Here is a 20,621-nt window from a genome sequence, read left to right as displayed (position 1 = left end):
TGTTTCGGCGCTCGACGGGGACGGACAGTTCTCGGCCGCCTCCGGCCCGCCGAAGGTCCGCGCCGAGCGCGTGGACGGAAGTGGCACGGTCCGCGGCCACACTGGTCCGGGTGGGCGGTTGAGGGGACGAACTCCGGTGGCGCGACGCGAAGTGCCGGGCGGCAGGCGGCGGCAGGCGGTGGCAGGGGCCAGCCGTGCGGCTCTGGGCACCGCCCCCTCAGCGCCCGCCCGTCACCCGTAGCGCCAGGACCGCGACGTCGTCGCGCTGGGCGGAGTTCTTCACGCCGTGCGACAGTGCGTCGAGCAGGCTCGGCAGGGGGCGGTCGCCGTACTCGGACAGGGTGGCCATCGTCTGCCCGATGCCCACGTCGAGGTCGCTGTCGCGTCGTTCGACCAGGCCGTCCGTGTACAGCACCAGGACGCTGCCCGCCGGGAGTTCGCGCTCGTGTTCGTGGCGCGCAAGGCCCGTCGCGGCGTCCAGGAGCAGCAGGTCGTGCTCCTCCAGTGCCGAGACCCGGCCGTCGGGCAGGCGCAGCAGCGGGGGCGGATGGCCCGCGTTCGACCAGGTCAGCCGCCAGCGGTGCCCGTGGGTGTCCAGGCGCGCGTGCACGACCGTGCCGCCCGGGCCCAGCGGCAGGACCGCGAACGCCGGGTCCACCGCGGTCAGCGCGGCGGCGGGGGAGTGCGCGGGATGGCCCAGTGTGGCCTGCCGCAGCATGCTGCGGACCTGGCCCATCACGGCCGCCGCCCGCATGTCGTGCCCGATGACGTCGCCGACCGACACCATGAGCGCCGCGTCCCGCCCCTCCGCGCCGTACGGGAGGAGATAGGCGTCGTACCAGTCGCCGCCCACCATGTCCTGGTCGGCGGCCGGCAGGTACAGCGCGGCCATCTCCAGGCCCGGTACGACGGGCAGTTCGGTGAGCATCGCGGCCTGGAGCTGTTCCGCCGCACTCAGCCGGTTCTCCACGAACAGGGTGCGTTCCACGGCCTGGCTCACGTACCCGGCCACCGCCGTCAGCACCGCCTTCTCGGTCAGAGCGAGGGCGTGCGGACCCGTCCAGGACCAGGTCAGGACGCCGCGCTCGCGCGCCAGCGGGACGCACAGCGCCGAGGACAGGCCCAGCTCCTCGTACCCGGCCACGGCCTGCGGGCTGTACCCGGCGACCAGCGCCGCGTGGTCGGGGACGAACACGGTGCGCTGCTCGCGCATCGCCCGCGCGCTCGGGAAGCCCTCGTTCAGCGCCATGCCGCCGATCGCGCTCTCGACCGGTTCCGTACGGTCCGGGTCGACCACGCGCCGCAGCCCCGGCCCGTCGGCGAGCAGCAGGCCCACGTACGAGGGTTTGGCGGGCCCGTCGAACAGGTCGCGCAGCCGGCGCACGACGTCGGTGAGATCCTGCGCCCGGGCCAGTTCCACGGAGGCGCGCAGCAGCAGGTCCGCCTGGTCGCGGTCGCGGCGCAACTGCTCCTTCGCGATCCGCAGCCGCAGCTCCACCGAGCAGGCCGCCGTCAGGTCCGCGAGGTCGTGCAGCTCGTCCTCGGACCACGTGCGGGGGCGGTAGTCGATCGCGCACAGCGAGCCCAGGACGTGCTCGTCGGCGTCCGTCAGCGGCATCCCCGCGTACGCGAGGACGCCCAGCTCCGGGATCGCCATGCTCGCGCAGCTGCGCGGGTCCTTGCGGGTGTCGTTCAGGATGAGCGGCTCCCCGCTCGCCACGACGTGCTGGCAGAAGGAGAGGTTCAGCGGCGTCTCGCGCCGCCGCGCCCACGGCTCCTTCAGGCCGAACATGCCGGGGAAGACCTGCCGGTCCGCCTCCAGGAGGGACACCAGGGAGACCGGAGTCCGCACGAACCGGGCCACCAGCCTCGCGAACCGGTCCATGCCGGCGTCCGCCGCCGCGGTCAGGCCCGCCCGCCGCAACGCGTCCTGCCTGCCGAGTTCCGCTGCCCGGTCCTCCTGGCCCGCCCAGTCGGCCCGGTCCTCCCGCTCCTCCCGGTTGCCCCGGCCCTCCCGTTCGCCGCGGTCGCCCTGGTCTCCCCGGTCTCCCGTCAAGGTCCCTCCGGCGGTCGTCTGGCGGTCGTCTGGCGGTCGTCTGGCGGAGTCATGAAGTGTGCGAAGGTCGCGATTATCACGATATCGGACATGGCGTGTCGTGTCGTGGGCGCGAGCGGCCGGCCCGGCCCGCTACCGCTCGTCGGCCGTGGACCGGGGGCGTCGCGAAACGAGGGAGGCGGCGCGCCTTCGTCGGCGCGCCGCCTCCCTCGCGGCTCGAACGGGCCCGGGGCCCGCAGGGTCAGCTCGTGACCTTGACGCTGTACGCCATCGAGGTCACGTTCAGCCGGCCGCTGTCGACCCAGGTGTCGAGCTTGACGCTCTTGTGGGTCTTCGAGGCCGGCGGGGTCACCACGAGGTAGCGGGCGTGGGTGGCATCGCTCGTGCCGGTGTTCGCGTGGGTCCAGGCGATGACCGCCTCGGCGCTCTGGCCCGCCTTCAGGGTCAGCGTCTTCTTGCCCGGGTCCTGCGCGTAGTACGTGCCGCCCCACGTGGTCTTCGAGGTCAGCGCGTGGTGCGAGGAGTCCTCCAGGCCCAGGCCCGGGTAGCCGCGCAGGAGGCAGGTGTGGCTCGTGGTGTTCTTCAGCTTCAGCACGGTGCCCTCGTGCATCATGCCGCCGCCCAGGCTCTTGCCGAGCGAGGCGGACAGCCCGGAGGTCGCACAGGTCGGCGTCGTGGTCGTACCGCTCGACGCGGCCTGTGCCACGGTCACCGCGCCCGCCGTGGCGAACAGGGCCGCCGCGACCGCGACCGGGAAGGCCAGCCTGCGCACCCGCCGGCCGCGCGGGGCCGGCGTCCCCGTGCCGTACGCCTCGGTGGTGCCGGTGGTGGGGAGCTGCTGCTTCGCCATGTCCGTCGTCCTCTCTCCGCCGCGACCGGTCACGTCGCGGGTCCCGCCGCTCTTGCTGACAACTGGTGCGATGAGCGGACGGACGGGAAAGTTCACGGATTCCGGGAAGTTTTTCCGCCCCTTCCCGCACCGGTGCCGGGATCGGGCCCCTTTGTACAGGTCAGGGCCGCTTGCGGGCGGTCAGTCCGCGATCCGGGTCCCGGGCCCCCGTACCGACCGTCCGGCCAGGACGTCGGTGCGCCTGCCGTCCTCCATCACGAACCTGCCGTCGACCAGGACGTGCGGGATGCCCGTGGGCGGGGTGCGCGGCGCCGCGAAGGTCGAGCCGGCCGCGACCGTGTCCGGGTCGAACAGGACGAGGTCGGCGCGGTAGCCCTCGCGGACCAGGCCGCGGTCCGGCAGCCGCAGCCGGGCCGCCGGGCGGGAGGTGAGGTGGGCGACGCAGTCCTCCAGCGTCAGCACGCCCAGCTCGCGCACGTACTTCCCGAGGTACTGGGGGAAGGTGCCGTAGGCGCGCGGATGCGGCTTGAGGCCCTGGAGGATGCCGTCGCTGCCCCCCGTGTGCACCCGGTGGCGCATGATCGCGCGGACGTTGTCCTCGTGGCCCACGTGTTGCAGGATCGTGGAGCCGAGCCGGTCCTCCAGCAGCAGCCGCCTGGCCAGCGTCCACGGCGCCTCGCCGCGCAGCCGGGCGCTCTCGGCGACCGTCCGCCCCACGCACGCGGTGAACGCCGGGTTCGCGACGCCCGAGATCTCGATGGTGTCCCACTCGATCGGCACGCCGTGGCAGCCGTCCGCGCCGATCTCCTCCATGTGGTGCCGGATACGGGCGGCCGTCCCCTCCTCGCGCAGCCGCGCGAGCGTCGCCTCCGGGCCGCCCTCGCTCGCCCAGGACGGGAGCATCGCGGCGAGCGTCGTCGAGCCCGGGGTGTACGGGTACGTGTCCATCGTGATGTCCGCGCCGTCCGCGAGCGCCGCGTCCAGCAGCGTCAGCAGATCGGGGGCCTTGCCCTTGTTGACGCCGAAGTTCATCGTGGCGTGCGCGAGGTGCAGGGCGCAGCCCGCCTCCCGGGTCAGCGCCACCATCTCCTCGTACGCCTCCAGGGCGCCCGCCCCGTACGAGCGGTGGTGCGGGCAGTAGTAGCCGCCGTACGAGGCCACCACCCGGCACAGCTCGGTGAGTTCGGCGTCCTTCGCGTACATGCCGGGCGTGTAGGTGAGCCCCGAGGACATGCCGACGGCGCCCTCCTCCATGCCCTGCGCGACCAGCCGCCGCATGTGGTCCAGCTCTTCGGGCGTGGGCGGGCGGTCCTCCCAGCCCATCGCGTACATCCGGACCGTGCCCTGCGGGATCAGGTAGGCCGCGTTGAGCGCGATGCCCTGACGGTCCAGCCGGTCCAGGTAGCCGCCGACCGTGCGCCAGTCGAAGTCCAGCGAGTCGTCCTCGGGCGCCCCGCCGTTCCAGCCCGTGACGGCCCGGCGCACCTCCAGCTGCGTCCGGTCGTCGGCCGGGGCGTACGACAGGCCGTCCTGGCCCAGCACTTCGAGCGTGACGCCCTGCGCGGCCTTCGCCACGTGCTCCGGGTCCCGCAGCAGCGCGAGGTCGCTGTGCGCGTGCATGTCGATGAAACCGGGGGACAGGGCGAGCCCCGCCGCGTCCACCACCCTTGCCCCGTGCGGGCGTTGCTCCCCCTCGCGGGCGATCGTCGCGATCCGGCCCGCCCGTACCGCGACGTCCGCGCGGTACGAGGGGCCTCCGGAGCCGTCGACCACCCGGGCGTCCCGGAGAACCAGATCGTTGCGATCGCTGCTGGACATGGTGCTCGGTTTCTCCGTCTGCTCGGTCTGCGCGGCCTGGCCGGGTCTGTTCAGGGGGGCGCGCGTTTCTTGTGTTCTCGGGGTGCGCGCGTGGATCAGCGGATCAGAAGAAGGTGCGGATGTAGTCCGTCACCGTGCCGTCCGCCTCCACGAGCGGGATCAACTGCCACTTGTCGAAAGAGGTGCACGGGTGCGACAGGCCCATCCCCAGCCAGTCGCCGACCTCCAGCTGTGCCTCGGGCGCCGTCCGTACCCAGCCGTGCTGGTCGGACAGGCCCGAGACCTCGACGCCCTCGGCCGGCCGCACCACGCCCGTCCGCGCGTCCCGCACCACCTGCGCCCGCGGCAGGTCCAGGTCGTAGGCGGCGTCCCGCTTACCGGCGTTGACGAAGGCCTGCGCGTCCGTGGGCCGCGAGACGACCTGCGCCCACAGCCGGAAACCGGCGTGCAGCGCGCCCTCCTCGGGCACCCGGTTGAACGGCGTGAGGTGCTTGTAGTGCCCGTCGTCGTGCGAGACGTACGCGCCCGAACGCAGGATCTTCCGTACCGGCGCCGACAGTCCGGGGATCCGCCCGAAGACCTCGGCGACCGCGTCGAACCACGCGCTGCCGCCCGCGCTCACCACGATCTCCTCCAGCCCCGCGAAGCGGCCCGCCGCGTCGAAGTCCGCGAGCAGCGCCGTGAGCCGCGTCAGCCACGCGGCCACCCGCTCCGGATCGGCCCGGGGCACCTCGCCCTCGTAGCCCGCGACGCCGACCAGCCGCAGTGTGTCCGTCGCCGCGACGGCCTCCGCGATCCGCGCGCACTCCTCCTCGGTCCGTGCGCCGGTGCGCGCCTCCTCGCCCGCGGCCAGCTCCACGACCACGTCCAGCGGGCGCGCCACGGCGGTCGCTGAGGTCTCGGCCGCCGCGCGCAGGGCCGCGTCCATCAGCTCCACGCCGCGCACCGAGTCGACGTAGCAGACGAAGACGAACTCCGGGTCGGCAGCCAGCTCCCCGGCGATCCAGCGCAGCGCCGCCGCGTCCACCAGCTCGTTCGCGAGGAAGATCCGCGGCACCCCGAAGGCCCGCGCGACCCGCACCTGATGCGGTACGGCCAGCGTGATGCCCCACGCGCCGCGCTCCAGCTGCCGGGCGAACAACTGCGGGGCCATCGAGGTCTTCCCGTGCGGGGCGAAGTCGAGGCCGTGCCGCTGGGAGTACGTCTCCATGAGCGCGAGGTTGTGCTCCAGGGCGGGCGCCGACAGCGCGAGCACGGGCGTCGTGAACCCGCCCGTGAACAGGTTGCGGCGCTGGCCCGCCAGCTCGGCCACGGTCAGGCCCTCGGCGTCCGGCGGCAGCCCCTTGAAACGGCTGTCCACGCGCTCGGTGGCCAGCCGGTCGTGAGCGGCGGGGCGGGTGTGGCCGGCGGTCATCGGGACTCCCAGGGCAGGTGGTGGGTAGAGGACACGGCAGGTGCGGAGCGCGGCGCCCACGTCCAGGGCCTCCGCACCCAGTGTGCGGCGCGCCCTGTTGCGCAGGACGCAACGCTCATTGCATATGTCGCTCCCAGGTGTCTAACATCCGGGACAAGGCGGGGTCAATGACACCCCCGCCCGCAGCAGACCGAGACCTGAGCCCCACGACTCGCGACCCGGCCGGATACGGCGGGTGCGGCGAGTACGACAGCGACCGCGACCCCACAGGCACGAGGAAAGGCCGACCGTGAGCGTGACCGAGAACGCAGCCGCCCCGGGCCGTCCCGGTGACGGACCCGGCAGCGACGTCGTGTGCCTGGGCGAGTCCATGGTCACCTTCGTGCCCTCCACCCCCGGCCGGCTCGCCGACGTCCCCTCCTTCGCGCGCGCCATCGGCGGCGCCGAGTCCAACGTGGCCTGCGCCCTGGCCGCCGCCGGGCACGCGGCCCGCTGGGTCAGCCGGGTCGGCGCCGACGGCTTCGGCGAGCACCTGGTCGAGGCGATAGCCGCGTACGGCGTGGACACCTCCGCCGTACGCCGGGACGCGGACCGTCCCACCGGCATCTACTTCCGCACCGCCGCCGACCGCGACGCCGACGCCTCCTTCGAGGTCGTCTACTACCGCGCCGGTTCCGCCGCCTCCGCGATGACCGCGCACAACGTGCCGCTCGACGTCCTGCGCGACACCCGGGTCCTGCACGTGTCGGGGATCACCGCCGCGCTGTCCCCCGACTGCCTCGGCCTCATGCGCGAACTCACCGACCGGCGCCCCGGCCGCCCCCTCGTGTCCTTCGACGTGAACTACCGCGCCGGGCTGTGGGACGACCAGCGCGCCGCCGGAGAGGTCCTGCTCGGCCTCGCGCGCGGCGCCGACCTCGTGTTCGTCGGCGAGGACGAGGCCGAGAGCGCGTGGGGCGTCACCGGCGGCCCCGAGGCGGTGCGCGCCGCGCTCCCCGAACCCGCGACCCTCGTCGTCAAGCAGGGCGCCGCCGGGGCCACCGTCTTCACCACCGGCGACGGCGACGGGGGCGAGGGCGGCGCGCCCGTCGTCCTGCACGTGCCCGCGCCGCGCGTCGACGTCGTCGCCCCCGTCGGCGCCGGGGACGCCTTCGCGGCCGGCTACCTCTCCGGCACCCTGCGCGGACTGCCGCTCGCCGAGCGCGTACGGCACGGACACCTCATGGCCGCCGCCGTCCTCACCGTCCCCGCGGACCTGTGCCGACCACCCGTACGGGAACACGCCGACCGGCTCGTCGCACTCGACGCCGAGGACTGGGCCGCACTGCGGCTCGGGCCGGGCTGGACCGCCGTACCCGCGCAGCGCACCGGCACGGGCGCGGCCGGGACCCCGGCGGTCGAGGGGACGGAGGCGGGCACCCCGTGAGCCAGACCGTCGACCGCGCGCTGAGCATCCTGCCGCTGCTCGCCGAGGGCCCCGCCGACCTCGGCGGCGTCGCGAACCGCCTCGACGTGCACAAGTCCACCGCGCTGCGCCTGCTGCGCACCCTCTCCGAACACGGCCTCGTCTACCGGCAGGGCGACGGGCGCTACCGGCTCGGCGCCCGGCTGTTCGCCCTCGCCCAGGAGGCCGTCGAACACCTCGACGTCCGCGAGATCGCCCACCCGCACCTCGTACGGCTCGGCGAGACCTGCGGGCACACCGTGCACCTCGCCGTGTACGAGGAGGGCGAGGTGCTCTACATCGACAAGGTCGACAGCCGCTACCCGGTACGGATGTACTCGCGGGTCGGCAAGACCGTGCCGATGTCGGTGGCCGCCGTCGCGAAACTGCTGCTGGCCGACCTCCCGGAGAGCGAACGCCGGTCCGTCGTCGAACGCCTCGACTACCCCCTGTACACGCCCCGTTCGACCCCGCACGCCGCCGCCTACCTCAAGGAACTGGCGACCGTGCGCGAACAGGGCTGGGCCACCGACCTCGGTGGCCACGAGGAGTCCATCAACTGCGTCGCGGCCCCCGTGCGGGGCGCGGACGGCCGGGTCGTCGCCGCCATGTCGGTGTCCGCCCCGAACGTCGTCGTGACCACCGAGGAACTCCTCGCCCTGCTCCCGCTCGTACGGCGCACGGCCGACACCGTCAGCCGCGAGTACGCGGGCACCCCGGGCCCGGCGGACCCACCGGACGCCGCGCACCACACCCAGCACCCCCAGCACACCGAGAACAAGGAAGCCTGACGCGTATGTCCACGACCGAGAAGACCGCTCTCACCCCCGCCACGCACACCACCCCGCCCGCGAAGTTCTCGCACGGGGTGAAGAAGGGGAACATCCTCCAGGTCGCCGGCCAGGTCGGCTTCCTGCCCGCCGTCGAGGGCCAGGCGCCCACCCCGGCCGGCCCGACGCTGCGCGAGCAGACCCTCCAGACCTTCGCCAACGTCAAGGCGATCCTCGAAGAGGGCGGCGCGAGCTGGGAGGACGTGGTCATGATGCGCGTCTACCTGACCGACACCGACCACTTCGCCGAGCTGAACGAGATCTACAACCAGTACTTCGAGGAGCAGGGCCTCCAGCAGGCCGCCGCCGCGCGCACCACGGTGTACGTCGGTCTGCCCAAGGGCCTGCTCATCGAGATCGACGCGCTCGCCGTCCTCGGCTGAGCCCACCCCCGCCCCGCACGGTCCGGTTCCCCGCCCACGGGAACCGGGCCGTGTGACGTGCGGGAACTGTGTGCGTGGCACACCCGGACCTGCGTTCCACAGAGACGTCCGCCATACTGCGCCCCGTGGAGCAGAAGCAGACAGCACCGAACCTTCCGCCCATCGGCGCCGCCGCCGATCCGGCGTTCATCCCCGGCCTGACGCTGCCCGGACAGAGCGAGGGAGGTGACAGCGCCCCCGGGACGGAACCGGAGGCCGAGCGGCAAGCGGAGCGCGAGACGGGTACGTCGGCCGGCGCGCAGGCGGAGCCGGCGACTGCCGAGCCGGAACCGGGGCGGACGGCCCCCGAGGACGCCGTGCCCGCCGCTCCCGCCGACGACGCCGAGTCCCCCGAGGACGCCGTCCCCGCCAAGGACGCCGAGGAGGCCCCGGGCGCCCCCGACTCCGGCGATCCCGAGGACGCCGGCACGTCGTCCGCCCCCGACGCCGAGTTCACCGCCTCCGACCGGCGCGGCACGATCGCCGTCGACCGGGACGGCGTCCGCTTCACCCTCGACGACCAGGCCGCCGAGTGGCGCTGGGACGAGATCGGCGCGGTCGAGTACGGCACCTCCCGCTGGGGCAGGCGGCTCACCGTCACCGTGCACACCCCCGAGAAGCGCTGGTACCCCACCGACGTCCAGGCGCCCGACAAGGCGACGCTGGAGCGCTGGACGGAGGACCTGGACGCGGCGCTCGACGCGTGGTTCGAGGAGGAGTAGCCCCGCCACCCCCTCGCGCGAGAACCCGGCCCCTCGCGGTGAACCCGCCCCCGCGGGGCACACGCCTCCCATGCGGACGATGTCATCGTGGACCAGGACCGGCCGGCCGGACCGCGGGCGGGTGCCCCGTCGTGCCCCCCTCGTGGCAAGGGCCGGGTGCGCGCTGCTCCCGCTCCTCGTGCTCACCGCCTGCGGCCACGGCGGCGCGGACGACGGCAAGGACGGCGGCTTCGCCGGACGGCCCGTGTCCCGCACGCACCACGACGCGGAGCAACGGGACTTCCGGCAGGCCCAACTGCCCTCCGGCGCACGGCTCGTCATCACCACGCAGGGCGGCGTACGCGTCGCCGGGAGTGGCGGTGACTCCGTGCGGGTCGAGGACACGACCCTCGCGCACTGGGACGGGGAGGGCGGCACCCGCACCCTCGACCTGCCGTGCGACGAGGGCGACGAGCGGGCGCGCGACAACTGCGGCTCCATGCCGCTCGTCCACGTCCCCGCCGGGGCCTCGGTCACCGTCCGGGCCCGCAACGCCGGGATCGATGTCAGTGACGTCAAAGGGGCGTTGACGCTGAGTACCGTCAACGGCGACGTGACGGTGCAGGACTCGGGTGCGAGCCGGGCCGGGCACCATCTCGTGACCCGCAACGGCTCGGTCCGGGCGACCGGCCTCAAGGCCCGTACGGTGGGCGCCGAGACGGTCAACGGCGACGTCGACCTGCTGTGCCTGAACGCGCCCGCCGCCCTCGACGGCGTCACCCGCAACGGCTCCGCCCGCGTCACGCTGCCGGCCGGCGCCCCCGCGTACGCGACCGACGCGACCACGGTCAACGGCCGCTCCACCGTGGACCTTCCGGCCGCCGGCCCCGGCGCGCACGGCCACCGCCTGACCCTGCGCACCGTCAACGGCGACACCGAGGCGCACCGGGGCTGAGCACGGCGGACGGGCGGCCCCCTTGTGCCGTCCGGCCCTTTACGCTTTCTTGGTCGGCATGGCCGATACCCCGGGTGCCCCCACCACCTCAGGTCCGCTCGCCGCCACCACGGCCGGTCCGCCGGCCCGTGCCTCCCGCTGGAGACACGTCGGGCCCGGCATCGTCGTCGCCGCGACCGGGGTCGGAGCCGGGGACCTCGTCGCGACACTGCTCGCGGGCAGCAAGTTCGGCTACACCCTGCTGTGGGCCGCCGTCATCGGCTGCGTCGTGAAGATCGCCCTCGCCGAGGCGGTCGGCCGCTGGCACCTGGCCACCGGGCGGACCCTGTTCGAGGGCTGGCGCTCGCTCGGCCGCTGGACCACCTGGTACTTCGCGGTGTACGTCGTCGTGTGGGGCTTCGTGTACGGGGCGACCGCCATGTCCTCCAGCGCGCTGCCGCTGGCCGCGCTGTGGCCCGAGGGCCCCGGGATCAGGACCTGGGGCGTGATCACCGGGCTGCTCGGCCTGCTCTTCGTCTGGTTCAACCAGTACGCCGTGTTCGAGAAGGTCATGACCGTGCTGATCGGTGTCATGTTCGTGGTCGTCGTCTACGTGGCGATCCGCGTGGCGCCCGACCTCGGGGACGCCTTCGCCGGGCTCCTGCCCGTCCTGCCGGACGGATCGCTGCTGTACACGCTCGGCATCGTCGGCGGGGTCGGCGGGACGATCACCATGGCCGCGTACGGGTACTGGGTCAACGCCAAGGGCTGGACCGGGGCGGGCTGGATGAAGGTCATGCGCGTCGACAACCGCGTCGCCTACGTCACCACCGGCATCTTCGTCGTCGCGATGCTGATCGTCGGGGCCGAACTCCTGCACTCCTCCGGCATCGCCCTCGCGACCGGCGACCGGGGCCTCGTGGACCTCGGGAACATCCTGGAGGACCGCTTCGGCGCGGCCACCGCCAACCTCTTCCTGATCGGCTTCTTCGCGACCTCCTTCTCCTCCCTGATCGGGGTCTGGCACGGCGTGAGCCTGATGTTCGCCGACTTCGTCCGGCCCTGGCTGCTCGCCCGGCGGGAACGCGAGGACCGTACTGCCGTACGCGCTCCCGAGGAGAGCGGCGTGGCCTTCGCCGCGAGCAGGCCGGAGCGGTCCTGGGTCTTCCGGGGCTACCTGCTGTGGCTCACGATCCCGCCGGTCAGCCTGCTGTTCCTCGACCAGCCCTTCGGCCTCGTCATCGCCTACGGCGCGCTCGGCGCCTTCTTCATGCCCTTCCTCGCCCTGACCCTGCTGTGGCTGCTCAACTCCGGCCGTACACCCGACGAGTGGCGCAACCGGCTGCTCAGCAACACCCTGCTCACCGCCTCCGGACTGCTGTTCGTCGTGCTGTGCGTGCAGCAGGTGCGCGACCTGCCCTGGTAGCGCGCGAAGGGGGCCTCGCACGCCCGGCAGCGCCGCCGGGGGAGCGGCGACGCTGCCGGGCGCGAGGGGAAAACCCGTCGGCGTACGGGGACGGCGGCGGGGCCGGCCTCCTACAGCCCGTGCACGTGCGGGCCGACCGCGCCCGACCACGCGTTGCCGGAGGAGGCGTCCCAGTTGGTCGACCAGGTCATCGCGCCCCTGATGCCCGGGTACGTCTTCGCGGGCTTGAAGCTCCCGCAGCCCGTGCCCTTCGCGAGACAGTCCAGGGCGTCGTTGACGACCGACGGGGAGACGTAGCCGCCGCCCGCCGCGCTCGCCGAGGCCGGGGTGCCGATGCCGACCTGCGAGGGGTCGAGGCCGCCCTCCAGCTGGATGCAGGCCAGCGCCGTCAGGAAGTCCACCGAACCCTGCGCGTACACCTGGCCGTCGCAGCCCAGCATCGAACCGCTGTTGTAGTACTGCATGTTGACGACCGTCAGGATGTCCTTGACGTCGAGCGCCGTCTTGAAGTACTCGTTCGAGGTCGACTGCATGTCGATGGTCTGCGGGGCCATCGTCACGACGAGCCCGCTGCCCGCCTTCTGCGACAGGGAGCGCAGGGCCTGCGACATGTACGTCGAGTCGAGGCCGTTCTCCAGGTCGATGTCGACCCCGTCGAATCCGTACTCCTGCATCAGCGCGTACACCGAGTCGGCGAAGGCGTTCGCCGAGGCCTCGCTGTTGACGGCGACCGCGCCCCGCTCACCGCCCACCGAGATGATCACCGACTTGCCGTCCGCGTGCTTGGCCGCGACATCGGCCTTGAAAGAGTCCTCGGTGTAGCCGCCCAGACCCGCCGAGTCGAGCGTGAAGTCGACCGCGCCCGGGGTACTCGTGGCGTCCGCGAAGGCCACGGCGACGATGTCGTAGTCGGAGGGCACGTCGGCGAGTGTCTGCACGCTCGCGCCGTTGTCGAAGTTCTGCCAGTAGCCGGTCACCGCGTGCGCGGGGACGGCGGCGCTGCCGCTCGCCGCCTGCCGTGCGCCTGCGGCCGGTGCACTCGCCCCGGCGCCCGTGGCCTGGGCCTGACCGCCGAGTCCGGTCACGAGCAGGGCTGTTGCCGCGGCCACGCCGAGGGCGCCGGCCTTCCAGCCTCTGCGCCGGGCGGGCCTGCGGGGGGAGATCGGTGCGCGATCCACTGCTGCCTCCGTTGTGGGGGATGGGGGAGGTGCTTGAGCGGGTGGCCACCGCTGGCGTACAAGGTGGTCCAGACCAATAGGCTTGTCAAGACGTCCGGGGACACTCGTCCGGGTGGAGGTCCTTGTTCCTGGCGGGACGGCGGCGGCCGCCCGGTTGAGGCCGAGTCGCGGCGAACCCCGGCCTGAATCAGCTCACTTACCGGCCTTTTCCAGCCAAGATCCGACCAACGTCCGTCCTCACCCTGTGTCGTGGTCAAGGCCCACGAACCCTGCGAAGTGGGGTGTTGAGGGAGCGGCGGCTGGATATGGTGCAGGGCGAGGGAACGGCGCACAGTCGTGCGAGAGCCGGGATGCCCGGGGAAATGGGGGGTGCGGAGTGGCCACCGCGATCGCTGTGACGAGCCCCGATCTGGTGCTCCCCTCACCCGACCGGCACACCCCGGGGGCCGTCGCGCTGCGCGCCGCCACCGGTGCGCCGCTCGCCGAATCCCTGGAGGAGCTGCACGCGTTACTCGAACAGCACGGCTACGTCGTCGTGCTGTACCCCACCAGCGCCGACCCCGAGGCCGTGCGCCGCGTCCGCACCGCGCGCGCCGTCCTGGAGGCCGACCGGATCACCCTCGTCGGTCTCGACCTGCCGCCGCTGGGCGTCGCGCTCCTCACCCTGCAACTGCGTCAACTCTCCAGCTGCGACTTCACCCCGGGAGTTCTGGCCTCGGCGGCCCGGCTGCTCGCGCACTACGTGCACGCCGGAGCGGTCCTCGGCTCGGTCGCCCGCCTCGACCGGGTCCCGGTCTCCCTCACCTCGCACGCCAGGTCCTGGATGCCGGGCACCCAGTTCGCCGTGCAGGCCCACCCCCGTCTGCAGATCGTCCGGGTCGGCCCCGAAGCCACCCTGACCGGACCGGACTTCGCGACCCGCCTCTACCTCGCGCACGGCGGACAGCCCTCCGCCTGGCTCGGCGAGGTGCTGGCCGGGGGCTGGCAGGTGCAGTCGGTCACCGAGGTCCCGCTGCCCGCCGACTCGGCCCGCTGGTGGGGCACCTCGAAGCTCACCGAGTTCGCCGCCGGCATCCCCGATATCTCGGTCCTCTACCAGCTCGTCTCCTCCGTGCGCCGCGAACAGTGCCACTGGTGCGGCCTCGAACTCCTCGGCGACCGCTGCGGGTTCTGCGGATCCCCGCTGTTCCCCGCCGACCAGCGCCCGCTGCGCACGCACAGCGCCCCGCGCGCCGACGCCCCCCGCACCCTCCCCATGGGGCGCGCGCCCGCCCCCGCGCTCGCCCCCGTGGGCGGGCAGCAGCCCCCGCACACCCACCTGACCCCCGCCCGCATCAGCGTGAACGGCGACTGAAGCCGTACGGGGCGCACCCCGGGCCCCGGCCCGCCGCACCCCGGCCGAAGACCCCGCCCCCGTCCACCGCACCGCCCCCGAACGAGGTACCCCGGCCCATGAACTCACGTCAGCGTCGCGGCGTCGTCCTGCTGGTCCTGTCGGCCCTGTGCGCCTTCGGCGCCCTCGCCGGGGTGCTCGCGGTGGTCCGCGACGTGAACGGCAAGGTCGGGCCCGAGACGACCGCGTACCGCCTGAAGAGCGACATCGCCCCGTACAAGGAGCTGAACGAGGGCCAGTTCGAGAAGATCTCGATGCCCGAGCGCTGGCTCTCCGGGACCGCCGTCACCGACCTGACGGCGATCCGCGGCAAGATCGCCGTCACCCAGCTGCGCAAGGGCTCCCTGCTCCAGGACGACATGATCGTCAAACGTCCCGAACTCGCCGCAGGGCAGCAGGAGATAGCGATCATGATCGACGCCGCGACCGGCGTCGCGGGCAAGATCGACCCGGGCGCGGCCGTCAACATCTACGCGACCTTCAAGGCCGAGAACGACCAGCAGAAGGACGAGTCCCGGCTGATCGTCCAGAACGCGAAGGTCCTCGACGTCGGCAAGCTCACCCCGCTCGACCCGCAGAACGACGACCGGGGCCGCAGGCAGGCCACCGAGGCCGTCCCCATCACCTTCGCCCTGGCCGGCGAGGACACCCAGCGCGTGGCCTACGCGGAGTCCTTCGCGACCCACGTACGGCTCGCCCTCGTCGGGCAGGGCGCCGCCGGGGCCCCGGGCCCCACCGGCGACCGCACGTACACCCTGGACAAGGACAAGTGAGGCGACGGCCATGAGTGTGCGCATCCTGCCGGTGGCCGGCGACATGGACGTCGCCCGCTCCCTCGTCTCCCTGCTGAGCCAGCTCCCCGAGGTCGAACCCGCGCTGCCCGTCCCGGACACCACGGCGCTCCTCGACACGCTCGCCCGGCTGTCCGCCGAGTCCCTCGACGAACTTCCCGAGGTCGTCCTCGTCCACGAACGCGTCGGACCGGTCCCCGCACTTGACCTGATCCGTGACGTCGTCCGGCGATTTCCGGCCATCGGCGTGGTCCTCGTCACCGCCGACACCGGCACCACCGTCCTGACCGCCGCGATGGACGCCGGGGCCCGCGGCATCCTCCCGCTGCCGCTCACCTACGACGCCCTCGCCGAACGCGTCCGGGCCGCCGCCGACTGGTCCGCCGGGATGCGCCGCCACCTCAGCAGCGGCGGCGACCCCTACGGGGGAAGCGGCGGCCGGCTCGTGACCCTGACCGGCGCCAAGGGCGGCGTCGGCACCACACTGACCGCCGTCCACCTCGCGCTCGCCGCGCAGGCCTCGGGCCGCGCCGTCGCCCTGCTCGACCTCGACCTCCAGTGCGGGGACGTCGCCGCCTACCTCGACGTGCAGTTCCGCCGCTCCGCCGTCGACCTCGCGGGCATCGCCGACATCACCCCGCGCGTCCTCCAGGACGCCATGTTCGTCCACCCCAGCGGCGTCTGTCTGCTGATCGCCCCCGCCGAGGGCGAGCGCGGCGAGGAGGTCACCGACCGCGCCGCCCGCCAGATCATCGGGGCGCTGCGCAGCCGCTTCGAACTCGTCGTCGTGGACTGCGGCTCCCAGCTCACCGCCGCGGGCGCCGCCGCCGTCGAACTCGCCGACCAGGCCCTGCTCGTCGTCACCCCCGACGTCATGGCGGTACGCGCCGCGAAACGCGCCGTACGCCTGTGGGACCGGCTCCAGATCCGCAAGGCCGAGGAGACCCTCACCGTCATCAACCGGCACAGCCGCGGCACCGAGATACAGCCCGCCCTCGTCGAACGCATCACCGGCACCCGCACCGCCCGCACCACCGTCCCCTCGCACTACAAGGAGCTGCAGGGCGCGGTGGACGCGGGCCGGGTCCACGACCTCGACGCGAAGAGCACCGTCCGCCAGGGCCTGTGGGCGCTCGCCGGGGAACTCGGCCTCGTCAAGGTCCCCGACCGCCCCGAGGGCCGCCGCAGAAGCCGGCACGGCGACCGCTCCACCGCCCTCGCCCGCCGCCGCGACAAGGGCGACCGGGGCGCGGTGACCCTGGAGTTCGCGGGCATCTTCCCGCTCGTCCTCGTCGTCATCGGCCTGATGTGGCAGTGCGCCCTGTACGGCTACACGTACAGCCTGGTCGGCAACGCCGCCGACGAGGGCGCCCGCGCGGGCACCGCCGCGGCCGCCTCCAGCGGCGACGGCGCGGGCGCCTGCCAGGCCGCCGCCCGCAAACACCTCCCGGGCGCCTGGAGCGGCGCGAGCATCACGTGCGGCGGCGCGGGCGAGGTCTACAAGGCCACCGTGAAGGCCAAGGTCCCCCTGTTCTTCCCCGGCGTCGACGGCGGCTGGACCGTCAACGGCTCAGCGGGCGCCGCCACCGAGGGGGAGCGGTGACCGGGCGGCGCGGGACGGTGCGGGCGGCGGGGCACGGGCGCCGGGAGGCGGTCCGGGCGGCAGCGCCCGGACCCAGGCGTGGCGTGCGCGGCCCCCTGGCGGGCGCGCGCCGCCGTGCCACCGGCGAGGGCACCCGCGACACCGGGAGCGCCATCCTCGAATTCGCCGGCTTCCTGCCCGTCCTCCTCCTGCTCGGCCTCGCCGCGATCCAGCTCGGCCTGGTCGGCTACGCCGTGAACCAGGCGGGCACCGGCGCGCGCGCCGGAGCCCGGGTCGCCTCCCAGGCCGAGGGCGGCGACGGCGTGGCCGCCGCGCACGCCGCGATGAGCGCGGGGATCGAGGCCGACGTCAGCCCGGGCGGTGGCGGCGACACCACGACGTACACCGTCGCCGTGCACGTACCGACGCTCCTGCCGTTCGTCGGCGACGGCTGGACCGTGTCCCGCTCGGCGACCATGCCCAACGACGACGCGGGGGAGTGACCGGATCATGAGCCTGCGCTCCAGGATCGCCGTACCGGAGGAACAGGGCGGACGCGAGGACGGCCACCTGGTGGCCGGCTACCGCGCGAAACTGCTGGAGGAGATCGACCTCGCCGAGATGTCGGCGCTGTCCGCCGCGGAGCGCCGTATCCGCCTGGAGCGGGTCCTCGGCCACCTCATCAGCCGCGAGGGCCCCGTCCTGTCCACCTCCGAACGCGCGCAGCTCATCCGCCGCGTCGTGGACGAGGCGCTGGGCCTCGGCGTCCTCGAACCGCTCCTCGAAGACGCCTCCATCACCGAGATCATGGTCAACGGACCCGACGCGATCTTCGTCGAACGGGCGGGCCGGGTCGAGCAGTTGCCGCTGCGCTTCGCCTCCCACGACCAGCTCATGCAGACCATCGAACGCATCGTGTCCACCGTCAACCGGCGCGTCGACGAGTCCAACCCCATGGTCGACGCGCGACTGCCCAGCGGCGAACGCGTCAACGTCATCATCCCGCCGCTGTCCCTGACCGGCGCGACGCTCACCATCCGCCGCTTCCCGCGCGTCTACACGCTGCCCGAACTCATCGGCCTCGGCTCGCTCGACGAACCGATGCTGCTGCTGCTCGCCGCCTTCGTCCGCGCCCGCTTCAACGTCATCGTCGCGGGCGGCACCGGCACCGGCAAGACGACCCTGCTCAACGCGCTGTCCGGGCTCATCCCGAGCCACGAACGCATCATCACCATCGAGGACTCCGCCGAACTGCAACTCCAGCAGGCGCACGTCATCCGCCTCGAATCGCGGCCGCCCAACGTGGAGGGCAAGGGCCGCATCACCATCCGCGACCTCGTACGCAACTCGCTGCGCATGCGGCCCGACCGCATCATCGTCGGTGAGGTGCGCGGCGGCGAGACCCTCGACATGCTCCAGGCCATGTCCACCGGCCACGACGGCTCCCTCGCCACCGTGCACGCCAACTCGGCCGAGGACGCGCTGATGCGGCTCCAGACGCTCGGCTCGATGTCCGAGGTGCAGATCCCCTTCGAGGCGCTGCGCGACCAGATCAACTCCGCCGTCGACGTCGTCGTCCAGCTCAGCCGCTTCGCCGACGGCTCCCGGAAGATCACCGAGATCGCACTGCTCACCTCGCACGGCCGCGAGGCCTTCCGCACCACCACGGTGGCCCGCTTCGCACCGCACCCGCTCGCCGCCGACCGCGTCGTCCGGGGCACCTACCACCACCTGCCGGTGCCCCGCGCCGTCGCCGAGAAGCTCTACCTGGCGAGCGAACCGCTCCCGCCGCCGTTCGGCGTGGCCGAGGACGGCGCGCACGGTGAGGACGTACGACACCACCGCACGACGAACGGGACGAGGGAGGCCGGGGCATGAGCGACCCCACCGTGCTGCTCGCGCTCGGCGCCACCGCCGCGGCGGGCGCGCTGGCCGTGGCCGGCCTGCACACCTGGGCGAGCGGCCGGGCCCAGCGCGAGGCCCTGGTCGACCGGCTGGCCGGGGACTCCCACCTCGGCGGCGGACCCGGGAACTCCCGGCGCCTGGCCGGACTCGACCGCGCGGTCCGCCGCACCCGCGCCGGACGCGCCCTGCACACCCGCGTCTCCTCGACCGGACTCCCGCTGTCGGCAGGCGAGTTCGTCCTCTACACGGTGCTCGCCCTCGCCCTCCTCTGGATCGCCGCCACCGTGGTCCTCGCCCCGTTCTTCGGCCCGATCGCCGCGCTGACCGGGGCGTGGGCGGCGATGGCCTTCCTCAACTGGCAGCGCGCCAAACGCATCGAGGCCTTCATCAACCAGCTGCCCGAGGTGGCCCGCCTGCTGGCCAACGCGACGGCGGCCGGGCTCGCCCTGCGCACCGCCCTCGCGATGGCCGCCGAGGAACTGGAGAACCCGGCGGGCGAGGAACTGTCCCGGGTCGCCGACCAACTGTCCCTGGGCCGCTCCATCGACGAGACCCTCGACGAACTCGCGCGCCGCCTGCCCTCCCGCGAACTCGTCGTCCTCGTCACGACCCTGGTCCTGTCCAACAAGGCGGGCGGCACGGTCGTCGGCTCGCTGCGCAACCTCACGGTCACGCTGGAGGAGCGCAAGGAGACCCGCCGCGAGGTGCGCACGATGCTCTCCGAGGTCAACGCGACGGCCTTCACCGTGCCGGCCCTGGGCCTGGGCTCCCTGCTCCTGATCAACTCGCAGAACGACGGCGCCCTGCACCGCGTCACCAGCTCCGCGATCGGGCAACTGCTCATCCTGCTGTCCCTCGGCCTCTACACGGTCGGCTTCTTCGTGATCCGGCGCCTCGGAAGGATCGACGTATGAGCACCGCCACCACGGGCCTGCTGCTCGCCGTCCTCATGGCCGCCGGCGTCGGCGGCATGCTGCTGGGCCTGCGCATGTACCGCGCCGAGACGAAACTCCCCGAGGACCTCGCGGTGGCCCTGGAGGTCGGGGCCGGCCGGGTGCGCGCCACCGAATCCGCCGTGGACCGCCTCGGCATGCGCTTCGCGCCGACCGTGCTGCGTCTCATGGGCCCGCACCGCGTCGACGCCAAACGCCGCCGCATCGACATGGCGGGCAACCCGGGCGGACTCACCATCGACCGGTACGCGGCCCGTCGCGCCGTCTACGGCGCCTTCGGCCTCCTCATGGCGGCGATCTTCGCGACCTACGGCTCCCCGCTCTTCGCCCTGCTCACCCTCGGCTTCGGACTGCTCGCGGCGGACGCCACGATCTGGCAGGCGGTACGCGACCGCCGCGAGGTCATCGACCGCACCCTCCCCGACTTCCTCGACGTCCTCGCCGTCGTCGTCAGCGCCGGCCTCGGCTTCCGCCAGGCCCTGGACCGGGTCGCCGAGAAGTACGAGGGCCCGTGGGCGTACGAACTGCGCATCACCCTGCGCCAGATGGACATGGGCGTCAGCCGCCGCCACGCCTTCGAGGAACTGCGCCGCCGCAACAGCTCGGAACAGGTCGCCCAGTTCGTCTCGGCGCTCCAGCAGGGCGAGGAACTCGGCTCGCCCATCGCCGAGACCCTCATCCAGATCGCCAACGACATGCGCCGCACCGACGCGCAGAACGCCCGCCGCCGCGCCGCGAAGACGATCCCCAAGGCCACCATGGCCACCCTCGTCTTCATGCTCCCCGCGACGATGGTGCTCATCGCCGCCGGAATGTTCCTCGGCTCCGGCTCCGACCTCGGATCGATCCTCGGCGGGTGAGGCACGCATGACGAAGACGCACGAAAGGGACCTGCGGACCGGGACGCCGCCACCCGCCCGCCGG

The 20,621-nt window shown here is 73.3% G+C and carries 18 protein-coding genes; 13 read left to right on the top strand and 5 right to left on the bottom strand.

Annotated features, from left to right (window positions below; translation table 11 throughout):
* Positions 1–217: 217 nt before the first annotated feature.
* From AB0J21_RS29520 to AB0J21_RS29505, 4 genes are all read right to left on the bottom strand, one after another.
* Complete coding sequence (locus tag AB0J21_RS29520) at positions 218–1,885, bottom strand: SpoIIE family protein phosphatase (RefSeq protein ID WP_363149275.1); 1,668 nt, start codon at positions 1,883–1,885, stop codon at positions 218–220.
* Positions 1,886–2,297: 412 nt separating this feature from the next.
* The gene (locus AB0J21_RS29515) at positions 2,298–2,906 is read right to left on the bottom strand and encodes a DUF4232 domain-containing protein (protein ID WP_363149211.1); all 609 of its coding nucleotides are present in this window, start codon (positions 2,904–2,906) and stop codon (positions 2,298–2,300) included.
* A gap of 180 nt (positions 2,907–3,086) precedes the next feature.
* Positions 3,087–4,724 (bottom strand): D-aminoacylase, encoded by a 1,638-nt coding sequence (locus AB0J21_RS29510; protein WP_363149210.1) that lies wholly within the window; start codon positions 4,722–4,724, stop codon positions 3,087–3,089.
* Between the two features lie 103 nt (positions 4,725–4,827).
* The gene (locus AB0J21_RS29505) at positions 4,828–6,138 is read right to left on the bottom strand and encodes an amino acid deaminase (RefSeq protein ID WP_363149209.1); all 1,311 of its coding nucleotides are present in this window, start codon (positions 6,136–6,138) and stop codon (positions 4,828–4,830) included.
* 289 nt (positions 6,139–6,427) lie between these two features.
* On the opposite strand from AB0J21_RS29505, the gene AB0J21_RS29500 reads away from it, so the two are divergent.
* The 6 genes from AB0J21_RS29500 to AB0J21_RS29475 all read left to right on the top strand — a co-directional run bounded on the left by AB0J21_RS29500 (position 6,428) and on the right by AB0J21_RS29475 (position 11,895).
* Positions 6,428–7,564: a sugar kinase gene (locus AB0J21_RS29500; protein ID WP_363149208.1), complete on the top strand. Its 1,137-nt coding sequence runs from the start codon at positions 6,428–6,430 to the stop codon at positions 7,562–7,564.
* Entirely contained in the window at positions 7,561–8,373 is an 813-nt protein-coding gene (locus AB0J21_RS29495) for an IclR family transcriptional regulator (protein ID WP_363149207.1), read from the top strand. The genes AB0J21_RS29500 and AB0J21_RS29495 overlap by 4 nt, the downstream gene beginning before the upstream one ends.
* 5 nt (positions 8,374–8,378) lie before the next feature.
* Positions 8,379–8,795: a RidA family protein gene (locus AB0J21_RS29490; protein ID WP_363149206.1), complete on the top strand. Its 417-nt coding sequence runs from the start codon at positions 8,379–8,381 to the stop codon at positions 8,793–8,795.
* A gap of 125 nt (positions 8,796–8,920) precedes the next feature.
* Positions 8,921–9,556 (top strand): hypothetical protein, encoded by a 636-nt coding sequence (locus AB0J21_RS29485; RefSeq protein WP_363149205.1) that lies wholly within the window; start codon positions 8,921–8,923, stop codon positions 9,554–9,556.
* A 142-nt stretch (positions 9,557–9,698) separates the two neighbouring features.
* The gene (locus AB0J21_RS29480; protein ID WP_363149204.1) at positions 9,699–10,490 is read left to right on the top strand and encodes a DUF4097 family beta strand repeat-containing protein; all 792 of its coding nucleotides are present in this window, start codon (positions 9,699–9,701) and stop codon (positions 10,488–10,490) included.
* A gap of 58 nt (positions 10,491–10,548) precedes the next feature.
* Positions 10,549–11,895 carry an Nramp family divalent metal transporter gene (locus AB0J21_RS29475; protein ID WP_363149203.1) on the top strand — a complete coding sequence of 449 codons (1,347 nt, stop codon included), beginning with the start codon at positions 10,549–10,551 and terminating at the stop codon, positions 11,893–11,895.
* Positions 11,896–12,005: 110 nt separating this feature from the next.
* Here AB0J21_RS29475 and AB0J21_RS29470 read toward each other — a convergent pair whose 3' ends face one another.
* Positions 12,006–13,073, bottom strand: coding sequence for a chitinase (locus tag AB0J21_RS29470; protein WP_363149202.1), 1,068 nt, complete (start codon positions 13,071–13,073; stop codon positions 12,006–12,008).
* A gap of 376 nt (positions 13,074–13,449) precedes the next feature.
* On the opposite strand from AB0J21_RS29470, the gene AB0J21_RS29465 reads away from it, so the two are divergent.
* From AB0J21_RS29465 to AB0J21_RS29435, 7 genes are all read left to right on the top strand, one after another.
* Positions 13,450–14,427: a hypothetical protein gene (locus AB0J21_RS29465; protein WP_363149201.1), complete on the top strand. Its 978-nt coding sequence runs from the start codon at positions 13,450–13,452 to the stop codon at positions 14,425–14,427.
* Between the two features lie 98 nt (positions 14,428–14,525).
* On the top strand, positions 14,526–15,239 hold the full coding sequence (gene cpaB / locus AB0J21_RS29460; protein WP_363149200.1) for a Flp pilus assembly protein CpaB: 714 nt from the start codon (positions 14,526–14,528) through the stop codon (positions 15,237–15,239).
* Positions 15,240–15,249: 10 nt separating this feature from the next.
* Positions 15,250–16,860, top strand: coding sequence for a TadE/TadG family type IV pilus assembly protein (locus AB0J21_RS29455; RefSeq protein ID WP_363149199.1), 1,611 nt, complete (start codon positions 15,250–15,252; stop codon positions 16,858–16,860).
* Positions 16,861–16,943: 83 nt separating this feature from the next.
* A complete protein-coding gene (locus tag AB0J21_RS29450) occupies positions 16,944–17,342 on the top strand; it encodes a TadE/TadG family type IV pilus assembly protein (protein WP_363149198.1) in 399 nt (132 codons plus the stop codon).
* Positions 17,343–17,349: 7 nt separating this feature from the next.
* Positions 17,350–18,717 (top strand): CpaF family protein, encoded by a 1,368-nt coding sequence (locus tag AB0J21_RS29445; protein WP_363149197.1) that lies wholly within the window; start codon positions 17,350–17,352, stop codon positions 18,715–18,717.
* Complete coding sequence (locus AB0J21_RS29440) at positions 18,714–19,658, top strand: type II secretion system F family protein (protein WP_363149196.1); 945 nt, start codon at positions 18,714–18,716, stop codon at positions 19,656–19,658. The genes AB0J21_RS29445 and AB0J21_RS29440 overlap by 4 nt, the downstream gene beginning before the upstream one ends.
* On the top strand, positions 19,655–20,557 hold the full coding sequence (locus AB0J21_RS29435; protein ID WP_363149195.1) for a DUF5936 domain-containing protein: 903 nt from the start codon (positions 19,655–19,657) through the stop codon (positions 20,555–20,557). Before AB0J21_RS29440 ends, AB0J21_RS29435 begins: the two co-directional genes overlap by 4 nt.
* The last annotated feature ends 64 nt before the right edge of the window (positions 20,558–20,621 follow it).

The organism is Streptomyces sp. NPDC049954 (assembly GCF_040656295.1).
Lineage (GTDB): Bacteria > Actinomycetota > Actinomycetes > Streptomycetales > Streptomycetaceae > Streptomyces.
This window is presented reverse-complemented; position numbering and strand designations above follow the sequence as displayed.